Annotated in this window: 16 protein-coding genes; 8 read left to right on the forward strand and 8 right to left on the reverse strand. The window is 64.3% G+C overall.

The genetic code is table 11. The features are described from left to right. Position 1: 1 nt before the first annotated feature. Positions 2 to 1,324, reverse strand: coding sequence for a 2-hydroxycarboxylate transporter family protein (locus C5N93_RS23695; protein ID WP_242561153.1), 1,323 nt, complete (start codon positions 1,322 to 1,324; stop codon positions 2 to 4). A gap of 312 nt (positions 1,325 to 1,636) precedes the next feature. Here C5N93_RS23695 and C5N93_RS23700 point away from each other — a divergent pair, with 312 nt between their 5' ends. Beyond that, a complete protein-coding gene (locus tag C5N93_RS23700) occupies positions 1,637 to 2,605 on the forward strand; it encodes a LysR substrate-binding domain-containing protein (RefSeq protein WP_242561154.1) in 969 nt (322 codons plus the stop codon). A gap of 89 nt (positions 2,606 to 2,694) precedes the next feature. On the opposite strand, the gene C5N93_RS23705 is transcribed toward C5N93_RS23700, so the two are convergent. Then, positions 2,695 to 3,126 carry a carboxymuconolactone decarboxylase family protein gene (locus tag C5N93_RS23705; protein WP_069342915.1) on the reverse strand — a complete coding sequence of 144 codons (432 nt, stop codon included), beginning with the start codon at positions 3,124 to 3,126 and terminating at the stop codon, positions 2,695 to 2,697. Positions 3,127 to 3,275: 149 nt separating this feature from the next. On the opposite strand from C5N93_RS23705, the gene C5N93_RS23710 reads away from it, so the two are divergent. Together C5N93_RS23710 and epsC are read left to right on the forward strand one after the other, a co-directional pair. Then, the gene (locus C5N93_RS23710) at positions 3,276 to 4,712 is read left to right on the forward strand and encodes a PLP-dependent aminotransferase family protein (protein ID WP_242561155.1); all 1,437 of its coding nucleotides are present in this window, start codon (positions 3,276 to 3,278) and stop codon (positions 4,710 to 4,712) included. Between the two features lie 196 nt (positions 4,713 to 4,908). After that, positions 4,909 to 5,850, forward strand: coding sequence for a serine O-acetyltransferase EpsC (epsC, locus tag C5N93_RS23715; RefSeq protein ID WP_150720232.1), 942 nt, complete (start codon positions 4,909 to 4,911; stop codon positions 5,848 to 5,850). 28 nt (positions 5,851 to 5,878) lie between these two features. Here epsC and C5N93_RS23720 read toward each other — a convergent pair whose 3' ends face one another. Next, positions 5,879 to 6,904, reverse strand: a complete 1,026-nt coding sequence (locus C5N93_RS23720) for a MerR family transcriptional regulator (protein WP_242561156.1) — start codon at positions 6,902 to 6,904, stop codon at positions 5,879 to 5,881. 209 nt (positions 6,905 to 7,113) lie between these two features. Here C5N93_RS23720 and C5N93_RS23725 point away from each other — a divergent pair, with 209 nt between their 5' ends. Further along, entirely contained in the window at positions 7,114 to 9,792 is a 2,679-nt protein-coding gene (locus tag C5N93_RS23725) for a penicillin acylase family protein (RefSeq protein ID WP_242561157.1), read from the forward strand. A gap of 22 nt (positions 9,793 to 9,814) precedes the next feature. On the opposite strand, the gene chrA is transcribed toward C5N93_RS23725, so the two are convergent. Beyond that, a complete protein-coding gene (gene chrA, locus C5N93_RS23730) occupies positions 9,815 to 10,984 on the reverse strand; it encodes a chromate efflux transporter (protein WP_242561158.1) in 1,170 nt (389 codons plus the stop codon). 300 nt (positions 10,985 to 11,284) lie between these two features. On the opposite strand from chrA, the gene C5N93_RS23735 reads away from it, so the two are divergent. The 4 genes from C5N93_RS23735 (at position 11,285) to C5N93_RS23750 (ending at position 18,374) form a co-directional block, all read left to right on the forward strand. Next, positions 11,285 to 11,866, forward strand: a complete 582-nt coding sequence (locus C5N93_RS23735) for a TetR/AcrR family transcriptional regulator (protein ID WP_242561159.1) — start codon at positions 11,285 to 11,287, stop codon at positions 11,864 to 11,866. A gap of 34 nt (positions 11,867 to 11,900) precedes the next feature. Further along, the gene (locus C5N93_RS23740; RefSeq protein WP_242561160.1) at positions 11,901 to 12,911 is read left to right on the forward strand and encodes an alpha/beta hydrolase; all 1,011 of its coding nucleotides are present in this window, start codon (positions 11,901 to 11,903) and stop codon (positions 12,909 to 12,911) included. A 206-nt stretch (positions 12,912 to 13,117) separates the two neighbouring features. After that, complete coding sequence (locus tag C5N93_RS23745) at positions 13,118 to 16,444, forward strand: hypothetical protein (protein ID WP_242561161.1); 3,327 nt, start codon at positions 13,118 to 13,120, stop codon at positions 16,442 to 16,444. A gap of 190 nt (positions 16,445 to 16,634) precedes the next feature. Beyond that, positions 16,635 to 18,374, forward strand: coding sequence for an ABC transporter ATP-binding protein (locus C5N93_RS23750; RefSeq protein WP_242561162.1), 1,740 nt, complete (start codon positions 16,635 to 16,637; stop codon positions 18,372 to 18,374). A 6-nt stretch (positions 18,375 to 18,380) separates the two neighbouring features. On the opposite strand, the gene C5N93_RS23755 is transcribed toward C5N93_RS23750, so the two are convergent. From C5N93_RS23755 to C5N93_RS23770, 4 genes are all read right to left on the reverse strand, one after another. Beyond that, positions 18,381 to 19,043, reverse strand: a complete 663-nt coding sequence (locus tag C5N93_RS23755) for a cupin domain-containing protein (RefSeq protein WP_242561163.1) — start codon at positions 19,041 to 19,043, stop codon at positions 18,381 to 18,383. Next, complete coding sequence (locus C5N93_RS23760; RefSeq protein WP_242561164.1) at positions 19,034 to 20,245, reverse strand: MFS transporter; 1,212 nt, start codon at positions 20,243 to 20,245, stop codon at positions 19,034 to 19,036. Before C5N93_RS23760 ends, C5N93_RS23755 begins: the two co-directional genes overlap by 10 nt. Before the next feature lie 143 nt (positions 20,246 to 20,388). Next, complete coding sequence (locus tag C5N93_RS23765; RefSeq protein WP_242561165.1) at positions 20,389 to 21,195, reverse strand: helix-turn-helix transcriptional regulator; 807 nt, start codon at positions 21,193 to 21,195, stop codon at positions 20,389 to 20,391. Between the two features lie 76 nt (positions 21,196 to 21,271). Continuing rightward, complete coding sequence (locus C5N93_RS23770; RefSeq protein WP_242561166.1) at positions 21,272 to 22,450, reverse strand: MFS transporter; 1,179 nt, start codon at positions 22,448 to 22,450, stop codon at positions 21,272 to 21,274. Between the last annotated feature and the right edge of the window lie 13 nt (positions 22,451 to 22,463).

Below are 22,463 nucleotides of genomic sequence, written 5' to 3' on the forward strand. Positions count from 1 at the left end.
ATCAGACGATCCTGGCGAGCACAATGAGGCTCAGCGTGATCGTGATGGCGCCGCCGATGCGGGTGGCGATCTGCGCGAACGGCATGAGACGCATGCGGTTCGCGGCGGTGAGGATGGCGACATCGCCCGTGCCGCCCATACCGCTGTGCGTGCCGACGACGATGGCCGCGTCGATGGGGTGCATGTTCATGCGGCGGGCCACGACGAAGGCCGTTGCCATCAGCGTGAGGACAGTGGCAATGATCGTTACCAGCGTCGGCACGTTGAACGACGCAACGACCTTCTGCCACGGCGTGATCACGACACCGATGGCGAACAGCAGCGGATAGGTCACGGCGGTGGCGAAGAACTTGTAGACGACACCGGCACCAGCTTCGAGCTTCGGCGAGAAGATAAAGCCGATCTTCGCGGCGACGGCGAGCACCAGCATCATCACGGGGCCGGGCAGACCGAGCGTGCTCTGGGCGAGCATGCCGACGAAATACAGACAGACGGCAATCATGCCGGCGGCGGCGATGTCGGTGGCGTCGACGCCTTTCGCGGCTTGGCCGTGAGCGTCGTGGGCATCGTGCGCGCCGAGGTCGTCGCTGCCGGTGCGCATGAGCTGGCCGTTACCGGTCAGCGTCGGATAGCGTTTGCCGATGGCATTGAGCACACCCGAGAAGACGATGGCGCAGACGTTGCCGAGCATGACTGCGGGGAGCGCCTGAGCGAGCAGATCGCCAGCCGCCTGGTGCATCACTTCGGAGTAGCCGATGGTGAGCGGAATCACGCCTTCGCCGAGACCGCCGGACATCACCGGGATCACGACAAAGAACACCGTGTGGAACAGGCCCATGCCGAGCATCGTGCCAACGGCAGTGCCGACAAGGCCGGCGAGGACGGAGCCGATGGCGAGCGGCACGAAAATGCGCACGAAGCCGCCGATCAGGACCTTGCGATCCATGCTCAGAATGCTGCCGACGATGATGCCGGGGATGAACAGATACAGGAAGTTGCTCTGCTTCCAGAAGGCGACGATGGGCGTGACGACCGACGGCGGCAGCACACTGGAGAACACAAGCCACGACGGCAGGAACGTCACCAGAATGACCGGCCCGCCGATGCTGCGGAAGACCGGGATGCGCTGACCGATTTCCATGCAGGTGAAGCTGCACACGGCGAGTAAGGCGATGATCGGGGACAGCTCGGCGGAGAGTTTGCCGGTCGTGAGCACCGTCGTTACGATGGCGGCGATCAGCACCAGATGCACGGGTAGCGGCACGATACCGACACGAAAATCCATGATGCGCCACCACAGGTCGCGCAGTGGGTGATGTTGCACCGGGGAAGTCGCGCCTTGACCACCTTGACCGCCTCGCGCGGCAGTGGCAGAGAGTCCGTCTCGCATCCTGCTGTCTCCGTATTGGAATTGGTTTGTTGACGGGACTATAGGCGCGCGTGCCTTGCGGGAGGAAATACCGATTTTGGATGTGGGTATAGGGCCAGACTATGGCTTGGTGTTCTCGAACGACGAGAATCGGGTATTAACCTGGTCGATGGGTCGAAAAGCTAAGTTTCGTCCGTTCTCGTATAGCAGTACGCTATGGCTTTTCGAGACAACCCACTGATGCGACGGTGTCGGTGGCCCGAGGTCATGGACGTCAGACAACTCCGAAATTTCGTGGCAATCGTCGACAGCGGCAGCGTCTCCAAGGCGGCCGAGCGGTTGCATATCGCCCAGCCGTCGTTGAGCGCGCAGTTGCGCGGGCTTGAGGACGAACTGCAAGCGCAATTGCTGGTGCGCAGCGCGCAGGGGGTGACGCCGACCGATGCGGGAAAGGCGCTATACCGGCATGCGCGGGTGGTGCTGCGTCAGATGGAGCAGATTCGCCAGGAAGTGCGGGAGGGCGGCGGCAGTGAAGCGGGGCCGGTGGCGGTGGGCTTCCCGACGACGATTGCGTCGATTCTCGCGGTGCCGCTGTTCACGCGGGTGCGTGAGCAGTACCCGGGCATCCGCCTGCAAATCTTCGAAAGCATGAGCGGGTACATCGGCGAGTTGCTGGCGAACGGACGCCTCGATCTGGCGATGTTGTTTCGGGATTCGGAGACACGCGGGATTTCGGTGATGCCGCTGTTCGACGAGGCACTTTACGTGCTGGGTGGACATCGGGTGTGCCCAGCGATCTACGAGGACGATGTGCACGACACTTGCGCGTTGGCGTTGCTGGCGAACGTGCCGATCGTGGTGCCCAGTGCGTCGAACGGCTTACGTCTGCTGATCGAGCGGAGCTTCGCGCAGGCGAATGCGGAGTTGAACATCGTGGCGGACATCGACTCGTTGCCGACGCTGATCGACATTGCGCGTCTGGGCGATGCGTGTTCGATTCTGCCGGTGTCGGCGCTGGCATCGCGTGATCCGGCCTTGCGTCCGCGCTCGCGCCGCATCGTCTCGCCGCAATTGCAACGCCCGGCGAGCATTTGCTGGTCCAACTCGCTGCCCGTCGGGTCGGCCACGATCGCAGTGCGCGAATGCATCGCCGACCTCGTCCGTGAGTTACAGGCGGACGGGCATTGGAAGGGGATTGCGTTGCGACCGGTGGATAGCGGTGCCGTGAACGTCTGAGCGTCGTCGTGATGGCCGATGGCTGCGGCATGCGCAACACGCGCGGTGGATGCGGCCCGGTCGGGGGGCAAGGCCGCATCGCCGACGCCTTACTGACGCATCCCGATCGCCAGACGGTTGAATGCGCTCATCAGGGCGATCGCGAACGTCAGATCGGCGATTTCGGTGTCGCTGAAGTGCTCGCGCAGCGGATCGAACGCTTCGTCCGGTGCATGCGTCTGGTCGATGGCGACGACCGATTCCGTCCACTCCAGCGCTGCGCGCTCACGGGCGGTGTAATGCGAACTCACGCGCCAGCCGGCGAGGCTGTCGATCTTGTGATCGGGCATGCCGTCCTTGCGGAGCGCCTTCGCATGCATCTCGAGGCAGAACGAGCAACCGTTGATTTGCGACGTGCGCAGATACACCAGCTCGATCAGCGCCTTGCCAAGCGTGCTCTTCTCCAGCGCCTTCTTGGTGGCGGCAAATCCCTGATAGGCCTCGGACGACAACGTGTAATAGGACAAACGAAGCGTGCTCATCAAAACTCTCCAAAAAAGTGGGTGCGCGGGGTGCGCATCAAGTGCAATCAAGAACGAATAGCGGGGGCTTGTCGCAACGTCACCAATTTACGAGAATCATGTCCTAGTGTTCAGATGCAAGAATTGACGAAATCAATAGGACATTCCGGATGGACTATCCCTATCTGAAGCCCGGACCCGGCGACGACGCACCGCTCTACCTCCAGCTTTACCGCCGCTACCGCGACGCCATCGCGAGTGGAAAGCTTCGTGCGGGCGACCGGGTGCCGTCGGTGCGCAGCCTCGCCAGTGAACTCAATCTGGCGCGCGGCACCGTCGAGCTTGCCTATCAGATGCTCACCAGCGAAGGCTACTTCATCCCCCGGGGCGCCGCGGGAACGTTCGTGTCCCCGCGTCTGGAGCACCTCGGCGAGACGGCGCCGCCGGTCGCGACGCCCTCGCCGCAACCTTCCGTGCCGAGAGATGCGCTGGCGGCGGTCGGCGCGCCGCGTCCGTTTCAGTTGGGACTGCCTGCACTCGACGCCTTCCCGCGCAAGACCTGGGTGCGTCTCGCCGGCAGGAGCCTGCGGGTCATGGACCTGGCGTCGATGTCCTATCCCGAGTCGGCGGGCTATGCGCCATTGCGCCACGCCATCGCAACGTATCTCGGCATCTCGCGCGGTATCGCCTGCACCGCCGAACAGGTCTTCGTCACGCCCGGCTACCGCGCCGCGCTCGATCTCGTGTGCCGAACCCTGATCGAACCGGGGGCGCAAGGCTGGTTCGAGGACCCCGGCTATCCGTATGCCCGGCATTTCCTCGAGAGCATCGGTATGCAACTCGCGTCGATTCCCGTCGATGACGAGGGGCTCGACGTCAATGAAGGCGTCAAACGCGCGCCGAACGCCCGCTTCGCTGTCGTCACGCCGACGCATCAAAGTCCCACGGGCACGACACTGTCGTTACCCCGCCGGCTTGCACTGCTCGAATGGGCGGGGCAACAGCAGTCCTGGATCGTGGAGGACGACTACGACAGCGAGTTTCGCTATCACGGACGTCCATTGCCCGCGCTCAAAAGTCTCGATCACGACGGCCGGGTGCTTTACACGGGAACGTTCAGCAAGGTGCTGTTCCCCGGCCTGCGGCTTGCCTATCTCGTGGTGCCGCAGGCGCATATCGAGCGCTTTGCCGCGTCGGCCAGCCAACTGGGTGGCCCCGGTTCAGTGCACGTGCAGGCCACCGTTGCCGACTTCATGGAGCAGGGGCATTTCGCCCGGCATTTGCGCAAGATGCGCTCGCTCTACGCCGAGCGACGTCGGTACCTTAGCGATGCGCTCACCGACGTCTTCGGCGACGATCTGTATGTGCAACCGCAAGCGGGCGGCATCCAGACGCTGGCGTATCTGCGCAATGCCCTCGCCAGACGCGGCGACATGCCGCTCTCCGAAGCCGCGCACGTGCAAGGACTCGCCGTGCATGCGCTCAGTCGCTGGTATGGCGGCAAAGCGTCACGCTCGGGCTTGCTCATGGGGTTCACGAATCTCCCCGACATGGCCACGGCGATGGCATTGAGCCAACGCCTGAAGGCGGCTATCGAATCGCCGTAAGCCACAACGCCCGGCGTGCATCCGGGCGATCCGCGATGATTCAGGGCGAGGAGGCGAGGGACTCGATAAGACCACGTCAGGACAGGTGCCTTCGAAACCCGCTATGCTTCTCGGATTGGCGCTCGCGCGTCCCCCGATTTCGTGCAACGGCGGCACATGCGCCGTCTGCACCTCATGCTTCTCAGGAGTTTCCCCCGTGGCAGCGTTCGACATCGACGGTATCGTTTCCTCATTGCATGACGCCCGCTTGCGCTGGCGCGACGGTCAGCGCCGGCTGCTTGAATCCGGCGGTCGCGATCTGCCGTCGCGGGAGCGTCTGGCGGACATCGTCGTGCAACTCAAGGGCGCGCTGTTCCCGATGCGGCTCGGGCCGCTCGACCTGCATCATCAAGGCGAGAACTACTACGTCGGCCACACGCTCACAAGCGCCCTGAACGGTCTTGCCGAGCAGGCCCGGCTCGAATGGCGCTACAAAGCGCGTCACGATGCCGATATCACGGCAGCGCTGATCGAGGAACGCGCGCACTCGGCCATCCAGCAATTCGCGAGCCGGCTTCCGGAGATTCGCGGATTGCTCGATCAGGATGTGCTGGCGGCCTATCAGGGTGACCCGGCGGCGGGCAGCGTGGACGAAGTGCTCATCTGCTACCCGGGCATTCACGCGATGATCCATCACCGGATCGCACACGAGTTGTATCGTCTGGAACTGCCGCTGCTCGCGCGCATCATCGCCGAACAGGCCCACTCCGAAACGGGCATCGACATTCACCCCGGTGCGCAGATCGGCGCGGGCTTCTTCATCGACCACGGCACCGGTGTGGTGATCGGCGAGACGGCAATTCTCGGCCAGCGTGTGCGCGTCTATCAGGCCGTCACGCTTGGCGCGAAGCGCTTCCCGGCAGACGACGACGGCAATCCACGCAAAGGGTTGCCGCGTCACCCGATCGTGGAAGACAACGTCGTCATCTATGCAGGAGCGACGATCCTCGGACGCGTCACGATCGGGGAAGGCTCGGTCATCGGTGGTAACGTCTGGCTCACGCAGGACGTGCCCCCGTTCAGCAACATCACGCAAGCCCGCTCGCGCACCGAAGCCGGTTCGCCGCCGGTCTCCGGTTGCGATAACGAACGCGCCTGATCGCGACCCGCATTCGCCCGGCGCGGCGTCACACCATCGACGGGGGCGCGGCGATGCGGGCGCGAACGTCGGGCGACGCGAGACACGTCGCTACGGCCTCGAATCCCGGCGCGCCCGCGTAAGGCGCGACGCGTACGGGAGGGCTGTGGTTCGCGGGGCACAGAATGATGGCTTCATATGGGCCGACGGCGCTCAGGTCGAGAATCGAGCACGAGCGCGTCATCAGAAAGCGGGGCGGTTTGCGCGGCCTCGCTTCCTGCCGTAGATAGCGAATCAATGCTTCCTGTGTGGACTGCGTCAGATCCTGTTCGACCATATCGACCACCAGCGCACCCGCGCGTTCGGCTTCCAGCGTGACGAGCAACACCGTCAGCGCTACCGACGACTCGGCGCCGTCGTCCAGCAACCACCTTTCGGCACGGGTAACGGCGGCTCGCAACACCGTGTTGTGTTCCAACGACTGAAGGGCATGCGCGACAGACGTCTCCTGCAAACGATCCAGCCCAAGAAACGTCCCGCCGGGCATCGCCTGCGCCAAGTGCATCGCCAAGCGTGTCTTGCCGCTGCCGAGCGAGCCGATGATGTAGTTCAGCGGTCGAATGTCCCGCATCTCGAACCGCTCGCCACCCCACGGCCATGGCAGATCGAACGCAACGCTCGGCGCTGTCTGCTCGACAAGACCAGGTAGCTCGCCCTCGGCGGGCATCCGTCCCGCGTCCAATCCCGCCCGCAGACTCCGGACCGTTTCCATACGATGCAGACGCTCGCGGATCTCGCCATCCAGCGTCGCTTCGTGGATGGCCAATGCGTCGGCAAGGGTCTGGCGGTCGCCTTTGAGCACGCTGGCGACCTGTGCAAGGCTCAAACCCAATGCGCGCAGGGCGACGACTTCTGCGGCGCGCGCCATCTCGGCGGCGTCGTAGACGCGATATCCCGCCGTTGTTCTGGCCGGACAAAGCAAGCCGTGCTGCTCGTAGAGCCGTAGCGCCTTGTTCGAGACGCCGAGCCGGCGGGCCGCATCCGACGCGTTAAGTCGCACAGCAAAATCGTTCATCGTTCACCTCTGAGTGTTGACCGGGTGACACCATGCTCGGGTCGTCCCCAAGGGACAGGTCAACGACATTCGACAGGTTTTCTGACCGGTATCCGACACTACGCAACGGAACCATCGCTGTCGATTTATTTTCGGAATAATTAACCGACCGGTCGGTTTTATCATGTTAGGCTTCAACGCGCTGGCTCATAACAATTACGGAGACATGAATGACCTTGATTTCTCGCTCGACCGTTTCCTCACCTTCATCGATTGCAGCGCTCGGGCACGCCCGCACGCAAGGTGTGCGCCTTAACCGTCATCGCTTCTCGGCAAGTGTCGCGGCGTCGCTGTTGAGTCTGGCACTGTCGGTGCCGTTGGCGGCAACCGCCGCCCCCGGTGCAACGGTCGCGGCGGCATCCGTCGACAACGTTCCCGGACGCACCGACGTGACGATCAAGCGCGACGAGTTCGGCGTGCCGCACATCTATGCCTCGACGACCTATGCGCTGTTCTACGGTTATGGCTACGCCATTGCGCAGGATCGTCTGTTCCAGATGGAGATGGCGCGGCGCAGCACGCAGGGCACCGTCGCAGAAGTGCTGGGCGAGAAATTCGTCGATTTCGACAAGTCGATTCGCGGCAATTACTGGCCCGCGTCGATCCGCCGTCAACTGGCCGATCTGCCCCAGCGCGAGCGGGACATTCTCGACGGCTACGCCGCAGGCATGAACGCATGGATCGCGCAGATTCGCGCGCAACCGTCTACGCGCATGCCCAAGCAATTCAATGACCTCGGCTTCCAGCCCGCGAACTGGGACGCGTTCGATGTTGCGATGGTTTTCGTCGGCACCATGGCCAACCGATTCTCGGATGCGACCAGCGAGATCGACAATCTGGCGCTGGTGACGGCCCTCAAGGACAAATACGGCCCGCAGAAGGGCATGGCATTGTTCGATGAACTGAAGTGGATCACGAATCCGGATGCGCCATCGACCGTACCTGCCGCCGAAGGCGCTTATCCGGTCAAGGTCGGGCCGTCGACGGGCGCGCCGATGCAGCCGCTTGCCCGCTACGACGGTCCCGCGCCGACCTTCGCACGTCTTGCGCGCGGTAGTGACGGCGCGTTGCTGCATCAGGACGCCGAGACCAACGCCGCCACGATGCTCGCGCAGTTCGCGGAGTCCGGACAACCCGGTCCGGCAGGCTTCCCGACGACGAGCAACATGTGGATCGTCGGAAAACAAAAGGCGCGCGACGCCCGCGCCATCATGCTCAACGGCCCGCAATTCGGCTGGTTCGCACCGGCCTACACCTACGGTATCGGGCTGCACGGCGCGGGCTTCGATCTCGTGGGCAACACCCCGTTCGGCTATCCCTGCATCCTGTTCGGCCACAACGGCAAGATCTCGTGGGGATCGACGGCAGGCTTTGGCGACGATATCGACATCTATGCCGAGAAGCTCGATCCGGCGAACCCGAACCGGTATTTCCACAAGGGCCAATGGCACGACATGGAAAAGCGTGTCGAGATCATTCGGGTGAAGGGCGCCGAGCCGGTCGTGCAGGAGGTCTATCGCACGGTGCACGGTATCGTCATGCAGCGCGATGCGAAGCAACACATTGCGTACGCCAAGGCACGCGCGTGGGATGGCCTCGAAGTGCAGTCGCTGCTCGCCTGGACGCATCAGGCGCAGGCGCAGGACTGGAAGTCGTGGACGGCACAGGCTGCGCGCCATGCGCTTACGATCAATTGGTACTACGCCGATGTGTCCGGCAACATCGGCTACGTGCATACGGGGGCGTATCCGGCGCGTCAGCCGGGGCATGACCCGCGTCTGCCGGTGCCGGGCACCGGCGAGTGGGACTGGAAGGGCCTGCTGCCGTTCTCGACCAACCCGAAGGTCTACAACCCGAAGCAAGGCTGGATCGCCAACTGGAACAACTCGCCGCAGAAGGGCTATCCGGCGAGCGATCTGTTCGCGTTCGTGTGGGGCGGGGCGGACCGTGTCGTCGAGATCGACAATCGCATTGAAGCGCATGACAAGCTGGGCGTCGACGAGATGTGGCAGATCCTCAAGGACACGAGCGCCGTGGACGTCAACCGTACGCACTTCCTACCGTTCATCGAAGGCGCCACCGCCAATCTGCCCGCGACCGACGCACGCCGTCAGCTCGCGATGCAGCTTGCTGCGTGGAACGGTCTGGCGCGTGACGCAGGACACACCGGTCATTACGACACCGCAGGCCCGGCCATCATGGACGCATGGCTGAGCGCGATGCTCAAGCGAACGCTGGGTAAAGTGGTGCCCGCGCCGTACGACAAGTGGTTCCTGGCCAGCGGTTATGCCGCGCCGCAGGACGGCCCGACGGGTTCGCTCAACATCGGCAACGGCAGCAAGGTCCTGTACGAAGCCTTGCGCGGCGACAAGTCGGGCGTGCCGCAGACCTTCGACATCTTCGGCGGACAATCCCGCAACGACGTGATTCTGGCGGCGCTGGACGACACGATTGCATCGCTCAAGACGAAGCTCGGGCCGGACATGTCGGCGTGGCGTGCACCGACCGTGCCGCTGACGTTCCGCGCGAACAACTTCTTCGGCATCCCGCAGGCTAACGCTGCTGAAGCGGTGCGTACGCCCGTCTACATGAACCGGGGGACGGAGAACGATCTGATCGTGTTCGGTCCGACGGGTAGCCGGGCGAAGGTCGCGGCTTACGACGTCGTCGCGCCGGGGCAAAGCGGCTTCATCGCCCCGGACGGCACGCGTTCGTCGCATTACGCGGATCAGTTGGAGATGTACACGTCGTTCGGCCGCAAGCCGTTGTGGCATGACCCGGCGGACGTGAACCGCGCGGCGAAGTCGGTGGAACGTCTGCACATCGAACGTCTGTCCGACGCGCAGTAACCGGCAACAGCGCGCGTCGCTCTCAGACGATCCCCGCCGCCCCGGCGATGGCGCATAACGCGACCACCGCCAGCGGCGGGGCTTTCCAGCGCACCAGCAGGACAAATGCGATGACGGCCACCGCGAAGTCGGCCGGCGCATGCACGGCGCTCGTCCACACGGGCGAGTACAGCGCCGACGCGAGAATGCCGACGACGGCCGCGTTGACGCCGGCCAGCATGGCTGCCGTGATGGGGCGTGAACGCAATGCCTGCCAATGCGGCAATGCAGCGACGACCAGCAGCAGCCCCGGCAGGAAGATGCCTGCCGTGGCGAGCACTGCGCCTGACCACGCGTGCGTTGGCCCGCCGGACAACCCGCCGAGAAATGTCGCGAATGTGAACAACGGCCCGGGCACGGCCTGCGCAGCGCCGTAGCCCGCCAGAAAGTCGTTCGCGGACACCCATCCCGATGCCACGGTCTGCTCCTGAAGCAGGGGCAGTACGACGTGCCCGCCACCGAAGACCAGTGCGCCCGAGCGATAGAAACCGTCGAAGATGGCGATCGCCCGGCTTTCGGTCAGAGGGCGCAGGGCAGGGAGCCCGAACAGCAGGACGCAAAACACGATCAGCGCGAGGACGCTCGCGGTTCGGGAGACAGGAAAGCGCAGCGACGCCGCTGCGTCCGTTGGCGCGATTGCTTCCGTGCGCAGCAGCGCAAAGCCGAGCACTGCGCCGAGCGCAATCACGATGAGTTGTGCGTAGACGGTCGTCGTCAAGGCAAGGACGGCTACCGCCGTCAGCGCGATACCGGCGCGGCGCGTGTCGGGACAAAGCCGTCTCGCCATGTCCCACACGGCTTGCGCCACTACGGCGACCGCGACCAGCTTCAGGCCATGCAATACACCGCTGCCGATCGATCCACCCAGTTGCGGCGCGATGAGGGCGAATCCCAGAAGCAGTAGCGCCGAGGGCAGAGTAAAGCCGCACCACGCCGCAAGACCACCCAGCCACCCGGCCCTGAGCAGGCCGAGCGAGAACCCGACCTGGCTGCTCGCCGGTCCGGGCAGAAACTGGCATAACCCCACCAGATCGGCGAAGCCCGCATCGTCGAGCCAGCGACGCCTCTGCACGAACTCACGACGGAAATAGCCGATGTGCGCCACCGGCCCGCCGAAACTCGTCAGACCGAGGATGAGAAAGGCGCAGAGCACGTCGAATGCTTCGCGCGACCGAGGGTGTGCCTCGGTGTTCGGGGAGAGGTCGTTCTTCAAAGGACAGGCGCACGAAAGCCGGAAGCCGAAGTCTCGCGAGCATAGCAGCGAAGCCGTGACCTTGGGGGGACGTTGGCGTGCCGCATCGTTTTGCCGCGAAACGCGTGTGATGCCGATGGCGGAGCTTCCGCATTTCATCAGGTTTGGCGACATCCGTTGCTTGATCGGATTATTGTTAACTAATATGATTAGGAAATTGACTTATTTAAGTAGGTTTGATGTGAGAGTGCGAGGGATGCGATGGTCAGAGCGGGATTGACGCTGGAACGTCTGGTGGAAGGAGGCGCAGAACTGGCCGACGAGATCGGTTTCGAGCAACTCAGCGGGGCAGCGCTCGCGCGGAAGTTCGATGTGCGTCTGCCGAGTCTGTACTCGCATGTGAAGAATCTGAACACGCTCAAGGCCGAGATCGCCATGCTCGCGCTCGCACAGCTTGCCGACGCGGCCATGCAAGCGATGGCGGGTCTCTCCGGGCGCGAGGCGCTGCAAGCGCTGGCGGATGCCCATCGCGACTACGCACGTCGGCATCCGGGACGCTTCACCGCCGCACGTCACCCCCTGACGTCGGCACAGGCGGCGGCAAGCGCCGGGCCGAAACTGACGCAATTGATCCGCGCCGTGCTGCGTGGCTATGGCGTGCCGGAGGATGAGCAGGTCCATGCCGTTCGCTTCCTCGGTGGTTTCCTGATGGGCTACATCACGCTCGAACTGGCGACAGGCTTCTCGCACAGTGCCCCCGGGCCCGACATCTCATGGCAACGCAGCCTCGACGCGCTCGACGTGTCCCTCCGGCACTGGCCGTCGACGCCCGGCGCTAATTGACGCGTCGCATCTTCCTTCTACCGAATCGAAAGTCATGAATTCACCTGTGGACGGCGTGCGAGTCCCCGCACGCGTTATCCCTTTTCCCGAGAGTGTCAGCGCCGAAGCCCAGGCGGCATTACGTCGTCTGGTCAATGCGGACGGCGTGCCGTTCAATGCCTTGCACACGACACCATTACCGGATGACATCGACGGCTGGATGCGCTTCAAGGCCGCCGCCGACGCGCAATACGGCGCCGCGATGGCGCAGTACGCGGGCCGGTTGCGCTCGTCCGTGCAGACGCTGACGCTTGGGAACGCGACGGCCCATGTCGCCACACCGCCCAATCTCGTCACGGACGATGTCGTCTACGTGGATCTTCACGGCGGGGGCCTGGTCCTCGGCGAGGGCGATGTCTGCCGGATCGGTGCGCAGATGCAGGCTGACCAACTCGGCGTTCGCTGTTGGGGCATCGATTACCGGATGCCACCGGCGCATCCGTATCCCGCCGGACTCGACGACTGTCTGGCGGTATATCGTCATCTGCTGCGCGAATACTCGCCGGAGAAGATCGTGATCGGTGGCCGTTCGGCGGGGGCGAATCTCGCGGCGGCCATGGTGCTGCGCGCACGCGACGAAGGCTTGGCGCTGCCCGGCGCGCTGGTGCTGTTGTCGCCGGAGCTCGATCTGACGGAGTCCGGCGACAGCTTCGAAGTCAATCAACGGGTGGACGTGCTATTGCCCAGGTCGTTGATGTCGAACAATCTGCTGTATGCCGCAGGCGCCGATTTGTCCGATCCGTATCTGTCGCCGTTGTTCGCGGATTTCGGTAAAGGCTTTGTGCCGACGTTCATCCAGAGCGGGACACGCGATCTCTTCCTGTCGAATGCCGTGCGCATGCACCGGGCGTTGCGTCGCGCGCGGGTGCCGTGTGAGTTGCATGTCTTCGAAGCGATGCCGCACGGCGGATTCATGGGCGCGCCGGAGGATCGGGAGTTACGCGCCGAGGTGACGCGCTTCGTCCACGAGCATCTATCCATGGCCGACGTGGCGCACACGGATTGACGTGGTCGACGACGGCGGATGTCATCGGCCAACGCCCAATTTGGTGGTGTTGCACGACATGATCGTCAACTCTGGCACAACTGACGGTTCGTTTCAGCAATCACGCGGCGTCGTGCCGCGTTAGCGTTCTCTCCCGGCTGCGCAAGGCGATCCGGCGTGCATTCGCGCGACGGCCATTCGCAGCACGATATATGGAGGATTGCTGAATGACTCGATTGCATCAGGCGGTGCCGCACCACGCCCATCGTCCCGCGTCATCGTCGTACCACGCGTTGCCGCGCAGCCCTCGGCCTGCGTTTGCCGATGACTGGCATGCGGGCAGAGCGTCGCGCCACACGGGGGCGCGCCATGGCTCCCGGCAGCGCACGAGTCGTGTGATAGCGACGCCCGCCACACCTGCGATGCCCGTCACGCCGGATCGGACGACAGCGCGAGAGGCCTCATATGCCGTTTTTGCATTGACACTGCTGACCGTCGGCGGACTCGCTTCTGCGGCCACGGTGTCCGGCGCGCGCGTGCCGACCCGCCGGGATCTCGTCGAGGCAACGCGCGCCGTCGCCGCGCCGACGGTCTTGCCGCAGGCCAGCATCACGTCCGGCATCTTCGGGCTGCTGGACATGGGGACAACCTCGGACGTGCGTGCCATTGCGCCGGCCTGTCTTCCGTCTGCCGACGTCAGGCCGTTGGGCAGGGCGCCGTCGCTGGTGGCGGGCGTCGATGCGACGAGCGCCGGACATTTCGCTTATCGACAGGACGTGCAGCGCGCGGTGGTGATGCTGATCCGCGAGGCCGTGGCCGCCGCCGACCCCGAAACGCGCGAGGTATTCGCCAACGCCGAAATGCTGATGCCTTTTCGCATGCATCTGAACCTGGAGCGTGCTGCCGGGCGGCAAACGCCGGAGACATCGGAAACGCCCGCGCGGCGCACGACGTTCGAGGCCACGCATGCGATCTTGTTGATGCTGCGCAGCCCGGACGGCGCATGGCGCGAGTACGCGCTGTCGCTCTCCGACAAGGCGCCCGGACTCATCTCCGAACTGTTGAATTGTGTGCCGCGCCACACCTTCTGGCCCCGATGCTATGCCAGCACGCACGGCCCGACGCTGTGGGGGAATGACTGGCCGTCCATCGAGTCCAGGATTCATGAAGACGACCAGTTGCGCTTCTGGACGCAACGCGCCGGGGCGCCGATCACACCGGGGTGGCCGTCGCCGAACGCGTCGGTGCTCGATTCTCCGGACATGGAGGAGATTGCGGAGTTGCTGATCGACACCGTCGCGCAGCATTTGCCTCGCGATCGTCGTCACGCACCGGCGGAATCGGCGGCGCCGTCAGATTCGCCCAATTCGCTCAATTCGGCAGATTCGCCTGCCGCACGGCCGCGACGGCACGCTGCGTCGGGCGACCCTCGGGCGCTAGATCGGGCGAAGGGGCTGGCCGCACGAATGACGCTCGCAGGGTTCGAGTGTCTGGCGGCGGTGGTGCGTCCCGAATCGCTGCGCAAGGACGCGCTGGCCTTACTCGCGCACTTGTGGCCGGAGACGCCTGCGCAAGCGCCCCACGAGGGACATCCGACCTATGAACGCGAAGCGTTCGAAAGCGAACTGGGACGGGGCGTGCAGTGGACGTTGCCGCCCGACGTGTACGTCGAATACCGCCCGGAGCTGACGCAGAACGGCGTGCAAGTCTTCGAAGTCGACGGGGTGCTCTACGGCGCGACCGTCGCTCACACGCGCAAGCATGCGTCCAATCTGCGTCCCCTCGATGAAATACGAGCCGAGGCAGGCCCTTACACGTTGTGCCGTATATCGAAGGGGATGGGGACGGACGTCGACGGCATGTGTCTCGAATGTCATTCGGAGCGACAGGGAGAGGTCACGGTGACGGAGCAGGGCGCGACGGTGACGCAGCATCAGGTCATCGAGGCGTCGCCCGTACTGCGCTTGCGTGTCGCGGTCTATGCGCAGCAATTCGAGGCGCCGGACGGCCATCGGCGATTCTTCGCGTTCGGGCGGCTCGGGGCGTTCGACGAAGACGATGTCCCCCATGTCGGGCCGGACTCCCCGGTGGTCGATGCCTCGGTCTACGTGCGAACGCTGGACGGCGAGATGACCTTCTTCGAGCAGGCAACCTCGGACGGCCCGGTCGGCGGCCGGCGTGTGCATATCACCCTCGGCGGCATGGAGATCGCCGTACCCTTCGGCACGTATCGGGATCATCACGGCAAGCTCTATGGCGTGGTTCAACTCTCGCATGACGTCTACTACCGCTTCTTCTTGCCCGATATGGAGGCGCATGAAGCGCCGCGTCACGTCCGGCTGCGACGGCGCGATGCAGAGCATCAGGATATCCGGGAGTACCGCATTGCGCAGCGTCATCGCGCGGCTGCGGAAAACGCGATTGTGCTGCCGACGATCTCGTACGGCGAGACACGCACGTTGTTGCAGTTGTATTTGCGCATGTGGGCGCAGGCGCCATCACCGGCGCAAGTCTGGCGAGGGCTGGAGGATATCCCGTTGTCGGTGAGCGAGGCGCGGCAAGCCGTGCAGCAGCTCACGCATGCGATCGAACGCCGGGTGGCGGCAGCCAGAGGTGCCGCTATCGGTGCCGCAGCCGGTGGCGATGAAGTGGACGGCGCGCGTGCCCCCGCGTTGCCGGAGGTCGATCCCGCCCTGTTGCCGACGTTTCAGCAGCTCTGGACACGCTGGCAGCGATATCCCTCGCAAGCGGATGCCTTCGTCAACGCCGTCGCGCGGGACTTCGTGTCGCGCCCGTCACCGCTGGCGGTCTGGTCGCAGTTGCCGTTCACTGGCGACGTGCAGACCGCTCGCGACGTATTGGCGCTCTTCGACGAGGTTTTTCCAGGGATGTCGGGACTTCAGGCACTGGTCACCGGCGCGGCACGGGCGTCGCGCGACGTGCAGAACCGACTGCGCATGCTGGCCGGCAACGCGAACATCGCGTTGGCCGAGGTGATCCTGACCGACGGCACGCGTGTGATCTACTACTGCATGTCCGGCCTGCAACGCAACCAGTTACCGACCAACGCCCCGACGGTGCGCTTCGTGGATGCCGGTCAGGCATATGCACAACGGCAACACAGCGTTGTTCATCAGAAAAACGCACGGCGCCGGGGCGAACCGACGGAGCCGCCAGCGTTGCGTCTGGCCATCGCCGACGCCAACATGCCGACGTATCACCCGGCATCGGGCGAAACGAAGTCGCGCACACTGGATACCGAGCGGCTGATTCTTGCGCAGATTTATGCCGATCACCCGGCGGGCGAAGGGGTTGTGCGCTCCATTGTGATGTGCTCACGGCTGCCGTTCTGCGATTCGTGTGCCGTGAATCTTGCCATGGCGCCGTATCACTATCCGGATGCGGAACTTCGGTTCTATTACATCGCCCCGTCGCCGCGTGAGCGCACGCCGACAACGGCGACACCCTCGTTGCTCTCCACGACAGCGGGGCCGAAGCCGACACCGAGACGTCGGCCGGGCGGGGATGGTGCACACGTGCATTCGACGTTGTAACCGCGACGTCAGCGCGTTTTTCCCCTATATTGACCCGTCTTGACGTCAATCTTGTCGAGTGACCGGTTGGCGTGAGCGTCAGGCCGCCAGCCTTCCGGCGGCCTGGCGAACAGATGGCAGCAGCCCGCGCATTTCCGCGGGTTTCCCGAATTCATCCCTGCATTCTTCAGCGAAAAGGAGCGACGAACGCATGACGGCGCCCGATGTTTCCCAGCGCAAACCCGCCATCGGCCTCGGCAGCGCCGCTCGCGATCTTTACCGGGCGCTTTGGCGGCACGCGCAAGGCGTTCGTGCGCATCTGCTGGGGGCGGCCGGGTTGCTGTCGGCGGCACAATTGCTGCGCCTGACCATGCCGTGGCTCGCGGCGCAGGCCATCAACGCACTTCAGCAGGGCGACATGACGGCGGCCGGGCGTTGGATCGTCTGTCTCGTGGGCATCTATCTGCTGTCCTGGCTCGTGCATGGCCCGGGACGCATTCTCGAGCGCAACGTCGGTGTGCGCGTGCGTGTCCGTCTGGCGGATCAGCTTTATGCGCGCATTGCTGCCGCACCGCTGGCATGGCGCGACGGTCGGCACTCCGGCGAGCTGCAACATCGTGTGGTGCAGTCGAGCCGTGCGCTTTCCGATTTCGCGCAGAACCAGTTCGGCTATCTGCAAAGCGCGTTCAATTTCGTCGGTCCGATCGTGGCGCTTGCCTTGCTCTCGCGTACGAGCGGCATCATTGCCGTGACCGGCTACGTCGTCATCGCCGTCATCATCCTGCGCTTCGATCGCGTGTTGATGCAGCTCGCCCGCGCCGAAAACGACGCCGAGCGACGTTATGCTGCCGCGTTGCTCGATTTCGTCGGCAATGCCGGAACGGTCATCGGTCTGCGATTGCAGGCCGCCTCGCGCAAACTGCTGGGGCACCGGATGGGGGCGGTGATGGTGCCGCTGCGCCGCACGGTGACGGTCAACGAAGGCAAATGGTTCGCCGTCGACATTCTCGGCATGGGGCTGACCTGGATCCTCGTGGTGGTCTACGTATTGCAGTCGCGTGAGCCGGGACAGGCGGTGATGCTGGGCACCGTGTTCATGATTTACCAGTACGCGCAGCAGGCGGCGACGGTCGTGGGCGCGATGGCGTCCAACTTCCAGAGTTTCGCCCGCATGCATACCGACTACGGCAGCGCCGAGCCGATCTGGGCGGCCCCGGGTGACCCCGATGCCGAGGTGCCGGCCGTGGTCACCGATACCCCTTGGGAAACGCTGGCCTTGCGTCACGTGTCGTGGCAGTACGCGGACGACGCGCGTGGTGGTCTGCGCGGTGTGGATCTCGTGCTGCGTCGCGGGTCACGCGTGGCGCTGATCGGCCCGAGCGGTGGTGGTAAGAGCACGTTGCTGAGAACGCTCGCGGGACTCTATCTTCCGCAAAGCGGCGAACTGCTTTGCGACGGCAAGGCAACGGACTGGCCGGCATTACGAACGCTCGCCACGCTGATTCCGCAGGAAGCCGAGGTATTCGAGGCAAGTGTGGAAGAGAACCTGACGTTCGGCGAGCCGGCCGATGCGCAAGCGTTGACGGCGGCCGTTCACGCCGGGGTTTTCGACGACGTTCTGCAACACCTCCCGGATGGCTTGTCCAGCACCCTGAACGAACGCGGCAGTAATCTCTCTGGCGGACAGCGTCAGCGGTTGGCGTTGTCGCGCGGCGCACTGGCTGCGCAGGGCAGTTCGTTGCTGCTGCTTGATGAACCGACGAGCGCCCTCGATCCGCTCGCGGAAGGCCGCGTTTTCGACCGCATGTACGCCGCATTTCCGACGGCTTGCATCGTGGCGTCCGTTCACCGTCCGAGTCTGCTCGAACGTTTCGACACCATTGTCGTGATGGAGGGCGGACGTGTCGTAGATGCAGGGCCGAGAGACGAAGTGCTGACCAGACGGACCTGAACGTTGTCAGGACTGCACAGGCGGCATATAGACTTTACGGTAGACGCAGACGCCGTCTGATCCCGCTGTCAGGTTGATGGCGTCACCTGCGGGTAGCCGAATCCAGCTTCCTGCGGGAAGCGTCGCGCCGTCGAGCAGGAGGGCTCCCTCGGTGACGAGTACCTCGACGATGTGCGATGTATCGCCGCAGCGGGTCGTCTCATTCGCATGAAGGCGCCGTAGTTCGACGTGCTCCTGCGCGTCGACGAACAGCATGCAGACTTCGCCACCTGCCACAGGTTTCCAGTGCGAAGCCTCGCGGGTATCCAGGCTGATCGGCTGGTCTTGCGTCGCGGACATCTGCCGCAGTTTGACGAAGATCGTCGCCCCATCTCGACTGGATGGTCGATGCGCCGAGCCGGGCGGGTTGCGCAAATACCCGCCTGGCGGGTAATCCTGTCCGTCGGCAGAGAACGTACCGGAGAGCACGAAGATTTCCTCCCCGCCCGGGTGATGATGTGCCGGAAACGTACTGTTCGGGGCGTACCTCACGAGACTCGTTGCGCGGGCCTGCTCCGCACCGATCCGGTCGAGCATGACGCGCTCGACACCGGCTTGCGGCGACGGCACCCAGGTGTATTGCGACGGCGTCACCACGATACGCCGGGAGAAATCGGCATTCACTCGCATGATGTAACCGCCCGTTGCTTGCGCGCACGGCTCCATTGCAGCCAGACAACGCCCATGACACCGATGACCAGTGGCGGCAACATGAGTTCGGCAATGACCGTCCATCCGAGCGAAGTGAGCAGGCTGCCGGAGGCGAACGAGCCGACGACCATTGCCCCGAATACCACGAAGTCGTTGACCGACTGGACACGCGGCCCTTCCTCGGGGGTATGACACGTGAGCACCATGGCCGACGCGCCGAGGAAGCCGAAATTCCATCCTAACCCCAGCAAGACCAGCGCCAGCCAGAAGTGACCGACGCTCAGTCCCGCCATGCCGGCGAACGCCGCGCAGGCGGTGAGTGCGAGACCCAGCAAGACGATACGGTGCGCACCGAAGCGGGTAATCAGGCGGCCGGTAAAGAAGCTCGGTGCGTACATGGCAATCACATGGAGTTCGATGCCGAAGTTGGCGTGTTCACGCGCAATCCCGCACAGCTCCATCGCCAGCGGCGCGGACGTCATCATGAAATTCATGAGCGTGTAAGTCACGACACCGCAGAGCATGGCGACGAGCAACCTGGGGTCACGCAGGAATTCAGATACCGGACGGCCTTCATTGCGTGCCCCGGCATGCGCCGGCTGACGATGCGCATCAAATTTGCCACCGGCGAGCACGATGGCCGAACCGAGCGCCACCACGGCGGCCACGAGATAGGTGACGGCGTAGGCGTGTGGCGGCCATGCGTTCATGGTGCCGGTGACAAGCTGAGGTCCGAGCACGCCAGCCGCCACCCCGCCGGCGAGGACGGTCGACAGCGCCTTCGGACGCTCATGCGCCTCGACGCATTCGGCAGCCGCGAATCGGAACGTCAGCACCACAGCGGCATAGGCCCCGCCGAAGATCATGGCGAGCGTGAACAACGCAAATGAGTGAACGATGAGCGCGATGGCCGCCAGCAGTCCCATGCCGACGCCACAGGCATTGCCGACGAGAAAGGCGGCGACACGTCCGTGGCGCTTCGTGATGGCCCCCACGGGCAGCGTCGACATTGCCATGCCGAGCACGAATACGGAAATCGGCAAAGTGGCGAGTGCCGGGTCGGGCGACAGCATGTGGCCGATGATCGCCGCCGTTGCGTACACCACCGTCGAGTTGGCGCCGGCAAGCGCCTGGGCGAAAGACAGTCGCAAGACGTTGCGATTTGCGGTCAGGCCTGACATCGAAGTGGTATTCCTTATACGGCAAGTGAGCGATAGGCAAAGTCTGACCTCACGACCGCGCGTTGGCAAACGAGATATTTTGCGTCGGCGACGAAGTTTTTCTTTGTATGAATGGCGCAGGCCGCACACGTCACGGGGTCCGATCAACGCGCGACGCTGGTGAACCGGCTCGGCGATGTACCGAAGAGCTGCTTGAACGCGTAGATGAAGGCGGACGGTGTCGCATAGCCGATGGTCAGCGCCACATCGGTCACCGACGCGCCGCGGCGCAGCATCTCCAGCGACGCCAGTAGCCGCATACGCTGCCGCCATGCGTGATAGGGCATGCCGGTGGCCTTGACGAAGTGGCGCGAGAACGAGCGTGACGACATGAGTGCTAACGCACAGGCGTCTGCCAGTGTATGCGGCAGGTGTGGATCGGCCTGAATGGCGAGGCAGACTTGCAGCAAACGGGGTTCCGCCGGGAACGGCAACTGGAAGGGGGCGTCGGGAAGTGCTTGCACCAGGTCCAGCAACACGGCGACCTTGCGTGCGTCGGGACCGGCCGGGTCGTACCGCGTAGGGATGGCCGTGCAGCCATGATGCAGAAATGCGCGAACGAATTCGTCGACCATCACGACGCGCACGCCGGTGTCGGGGAGCAGGGCGATGGCGTCGCGTTCGATGTACAGACTCTCCAGCGCGACGTCCTCGCCAACCCACAACGTATGCGCGCACCGTGGCGGAATCCACATCCCGTAATCCGGCGGCAGCGTGAAGTTGATGTCACCGGCCTGGACCTGCATCAGCCCGTCGCGCGCGAACAGGAATTGCCACCACGCGTGTTTGTGCGCGCGCACGCAAGTGCCTGCCGCGATGTGATACGCGCGAAAGTAGACCGGCCGTGGCAGCCTGCGCAACGGCGACGTGTCGATCAGCGTCCACTGTTGGCGGCCGGATCCTGATGGCATGGTAGATAAGGGATTGGCAGTGATTCGCGAGATGTGCACATTCTATCGAATACGCGTATGTCACGATCCGAGGGTGTCAACTGCCAACCGCAGCGGGCTTCATGCGTCGATAGCTCGCGCGAATCGGGATCACCACAGCGATCAGCGTCGCGACGATCAGCAGGCTCGTCGTCGCAATGCCGTCGACCGCCCCGGTGTGGTCGACGGCAACGCCCGCGATCCATGGCGTGACACCGCCGAGCAGGTAGCCCCCCGATTGCGTCACGCCGCTCAGGCGTGTGGCGTCGCTGCGCGACGACGAAAATTCCAGCGGTAACAGCAGCGCAATCGGGAACAGGCCGCCGGTTGCCACGCCGAGCAGGACCGCCGCCACCCAGGCGGTCTGAGGGAGCCCCCATAGCGTGGCCGCACCCGCAAGCGCCATCGTCGCGAACAACGTCATGGCGCCCGCCACGCCGAGCCGCAAACCGCGCAGCACGATGGGAAAGCACAGGCTCGTGGCCGTCTGAAGTATCAGAAAAAGGGCGACGAGCGCACCGCCGGTCTGTAGCGAGAACCCCGACGCCTGATAGAGACTCGGCAGCCACGCAACCACGGTGTAGTTCAAGCCCGCTTGCATGCCGAAGAACAGTGTCAGGGCTGCGACTTCGACGCGACGAAGACCGTGCGAGGATGTCGCGGTACCTGTTGCCGTCTCGTGGGCCGAGCCCGGCCATATCGCCCAAAGGGCACCGGCAACGACTGTGGGGATGGCCCAGAACGCCAGTCCGCCTTGCCATCCCCCGAGTCCCGTCGTCAGCAACGGTGTCGTATAAGCGGCAGCGGCGGAGCCTGCCCCCATGGCGGTGGCGTAAAGCCCCATCGCAGCATGCGTCTTGCCGTGAAACGTCTCCTTGATGAAGCCGCTGAGCAAGGGGCGGATGATGGCGTCGCCGATCCCGACGAGCGCGGCCGTCGCGAGGAGCAACGCGTAAGCATCCGCTTTCACACGCGCCGCCAAACCGATCGCAAGCACGGTAAGCGCCACGAGCATCGAGCGCTTCAGACCGAGCCGACGGTCCAGCGCGTGGCCCAACGGCGATAACACGCCCATGCACACGACCGGAATGGCCGTGAGCAAGCCGAGCGCGCCGCGGCTCAGGTGTAGCGCCGCCTGGATGGTGTCGAGCAGCGGGGAGAGCGAGGAGATGCCCGTGCGAAGGCAAAGCCCTGCGCCGAACACCATCAGCCAGGGCAGTAAGGTTTTGCGTTTCATGACGTCGTTCCGA

Source organism: Pandoraea sp. LA3 (genome assembly GCF_022696215.1).
Classification (GTDB): domain Bacteria; phylum Pseudomonadota; class Gammaproteobacteria; order Burkholderiales; family Burkholderiaceae; genus Pandoraea; species Pandoraea capi.

Excerpts from the sequence above, each read along its gene's own strand:
- C5N93_RS23700 (WP_242561154.1), top strand. The coding sequence starts at position 1,637 with ATGGACGTCAGACAACTCCGAAATTTCGTGGCAATCGTCGACAGCGGC.
- C5N93_RS23705 (WP_069342915.1), bottom strand. The coding sequence starts at position 3,126 with ATGAGCACGCTTCGTTTGTCCTATTACACGTTGTCGTCCGAGGCCTAT.
- C5N93_RS23710 (WP_242561155.1), top strand. The coding sequence starts at position 3,276 with ATGGACTATCCCTATCTGAAGCCCGGACCCGGCGACGACGCACCGCTC.
- C5N93_RS23720 (WP_242561156.1), bottom strand. The coding sequence starts at position 6,904 with ATGAACGATTTTGCTGTGCGACTTAACGCGTCGGATGCGGCCCGCCGG.
- C5N93_RS23725 (WP_242561157.1), top strand. The coding sequence starts at position 7,114 with ATGACCTTGATTTCTCGCTCGACCGTTTCCTCACCTTCATCGATTGCA.
- C5N93_RS23735 (WP_242561159.1), top strand. The coding sequence starts at position 11,285 with ATGGTCAGAGCGGGATTGACGCTGGAACGTCTGGTGGAAGGAGGCGCA.
- C5N93_RS23740 (WP_242561160.1), top strand. The coding sequence starts at position 11,901 with ATGAATTCACCTGTGGACGGCGTGCGAGTCCCCGCACGCGTTATCCCT.
- C5N93_RS23745 (WP_242561161.1), top strand. The coding sequence starts at position 13,118 with ATGACTCGATTGCATCAGGCGGTGCCGCACCACGCCCATCGTCCCGCG.
- C5N93_RS23750 (WP_242561162.1), top strand. The coding sequence starts at position 16,635 with ATGACGGCGCCCGATGTTTCCCAGCGCAAACCCGCCATCGGCCTCGGC.
- C5N93_RS23755 (WP_242561163.1), bottom strand. The coding sequence starts at position 19,043 with ATGCGAGTGAATGCCGATTTCTCCCGGCGTATCGTGGTGACGCCGTCG.
- C5N93_RS23760 (WP_242561164.1), bottom strand. The coding sequence starts at position 20,245 with ATGTCAGGCCTGACCGCAAATCGCAACGTCTTGCGACTGTCTTTCGCC.
- C5N93_RS23765 (WP_242561165.1), bottom strand. The coding sequence starts at position 21,195 with ATGCCATCAGGATCCGGCCGCCAACAGTGGACGCTGATCGACACGTCG.
- C5N93_RS23770 (WP_242561166.1), bottom strand. The coding sequence starts at position 22,450 with ATGAAACGCAAAACCTTACTGCCCTGGCTGATGGTGTTCGGCGCAGGG.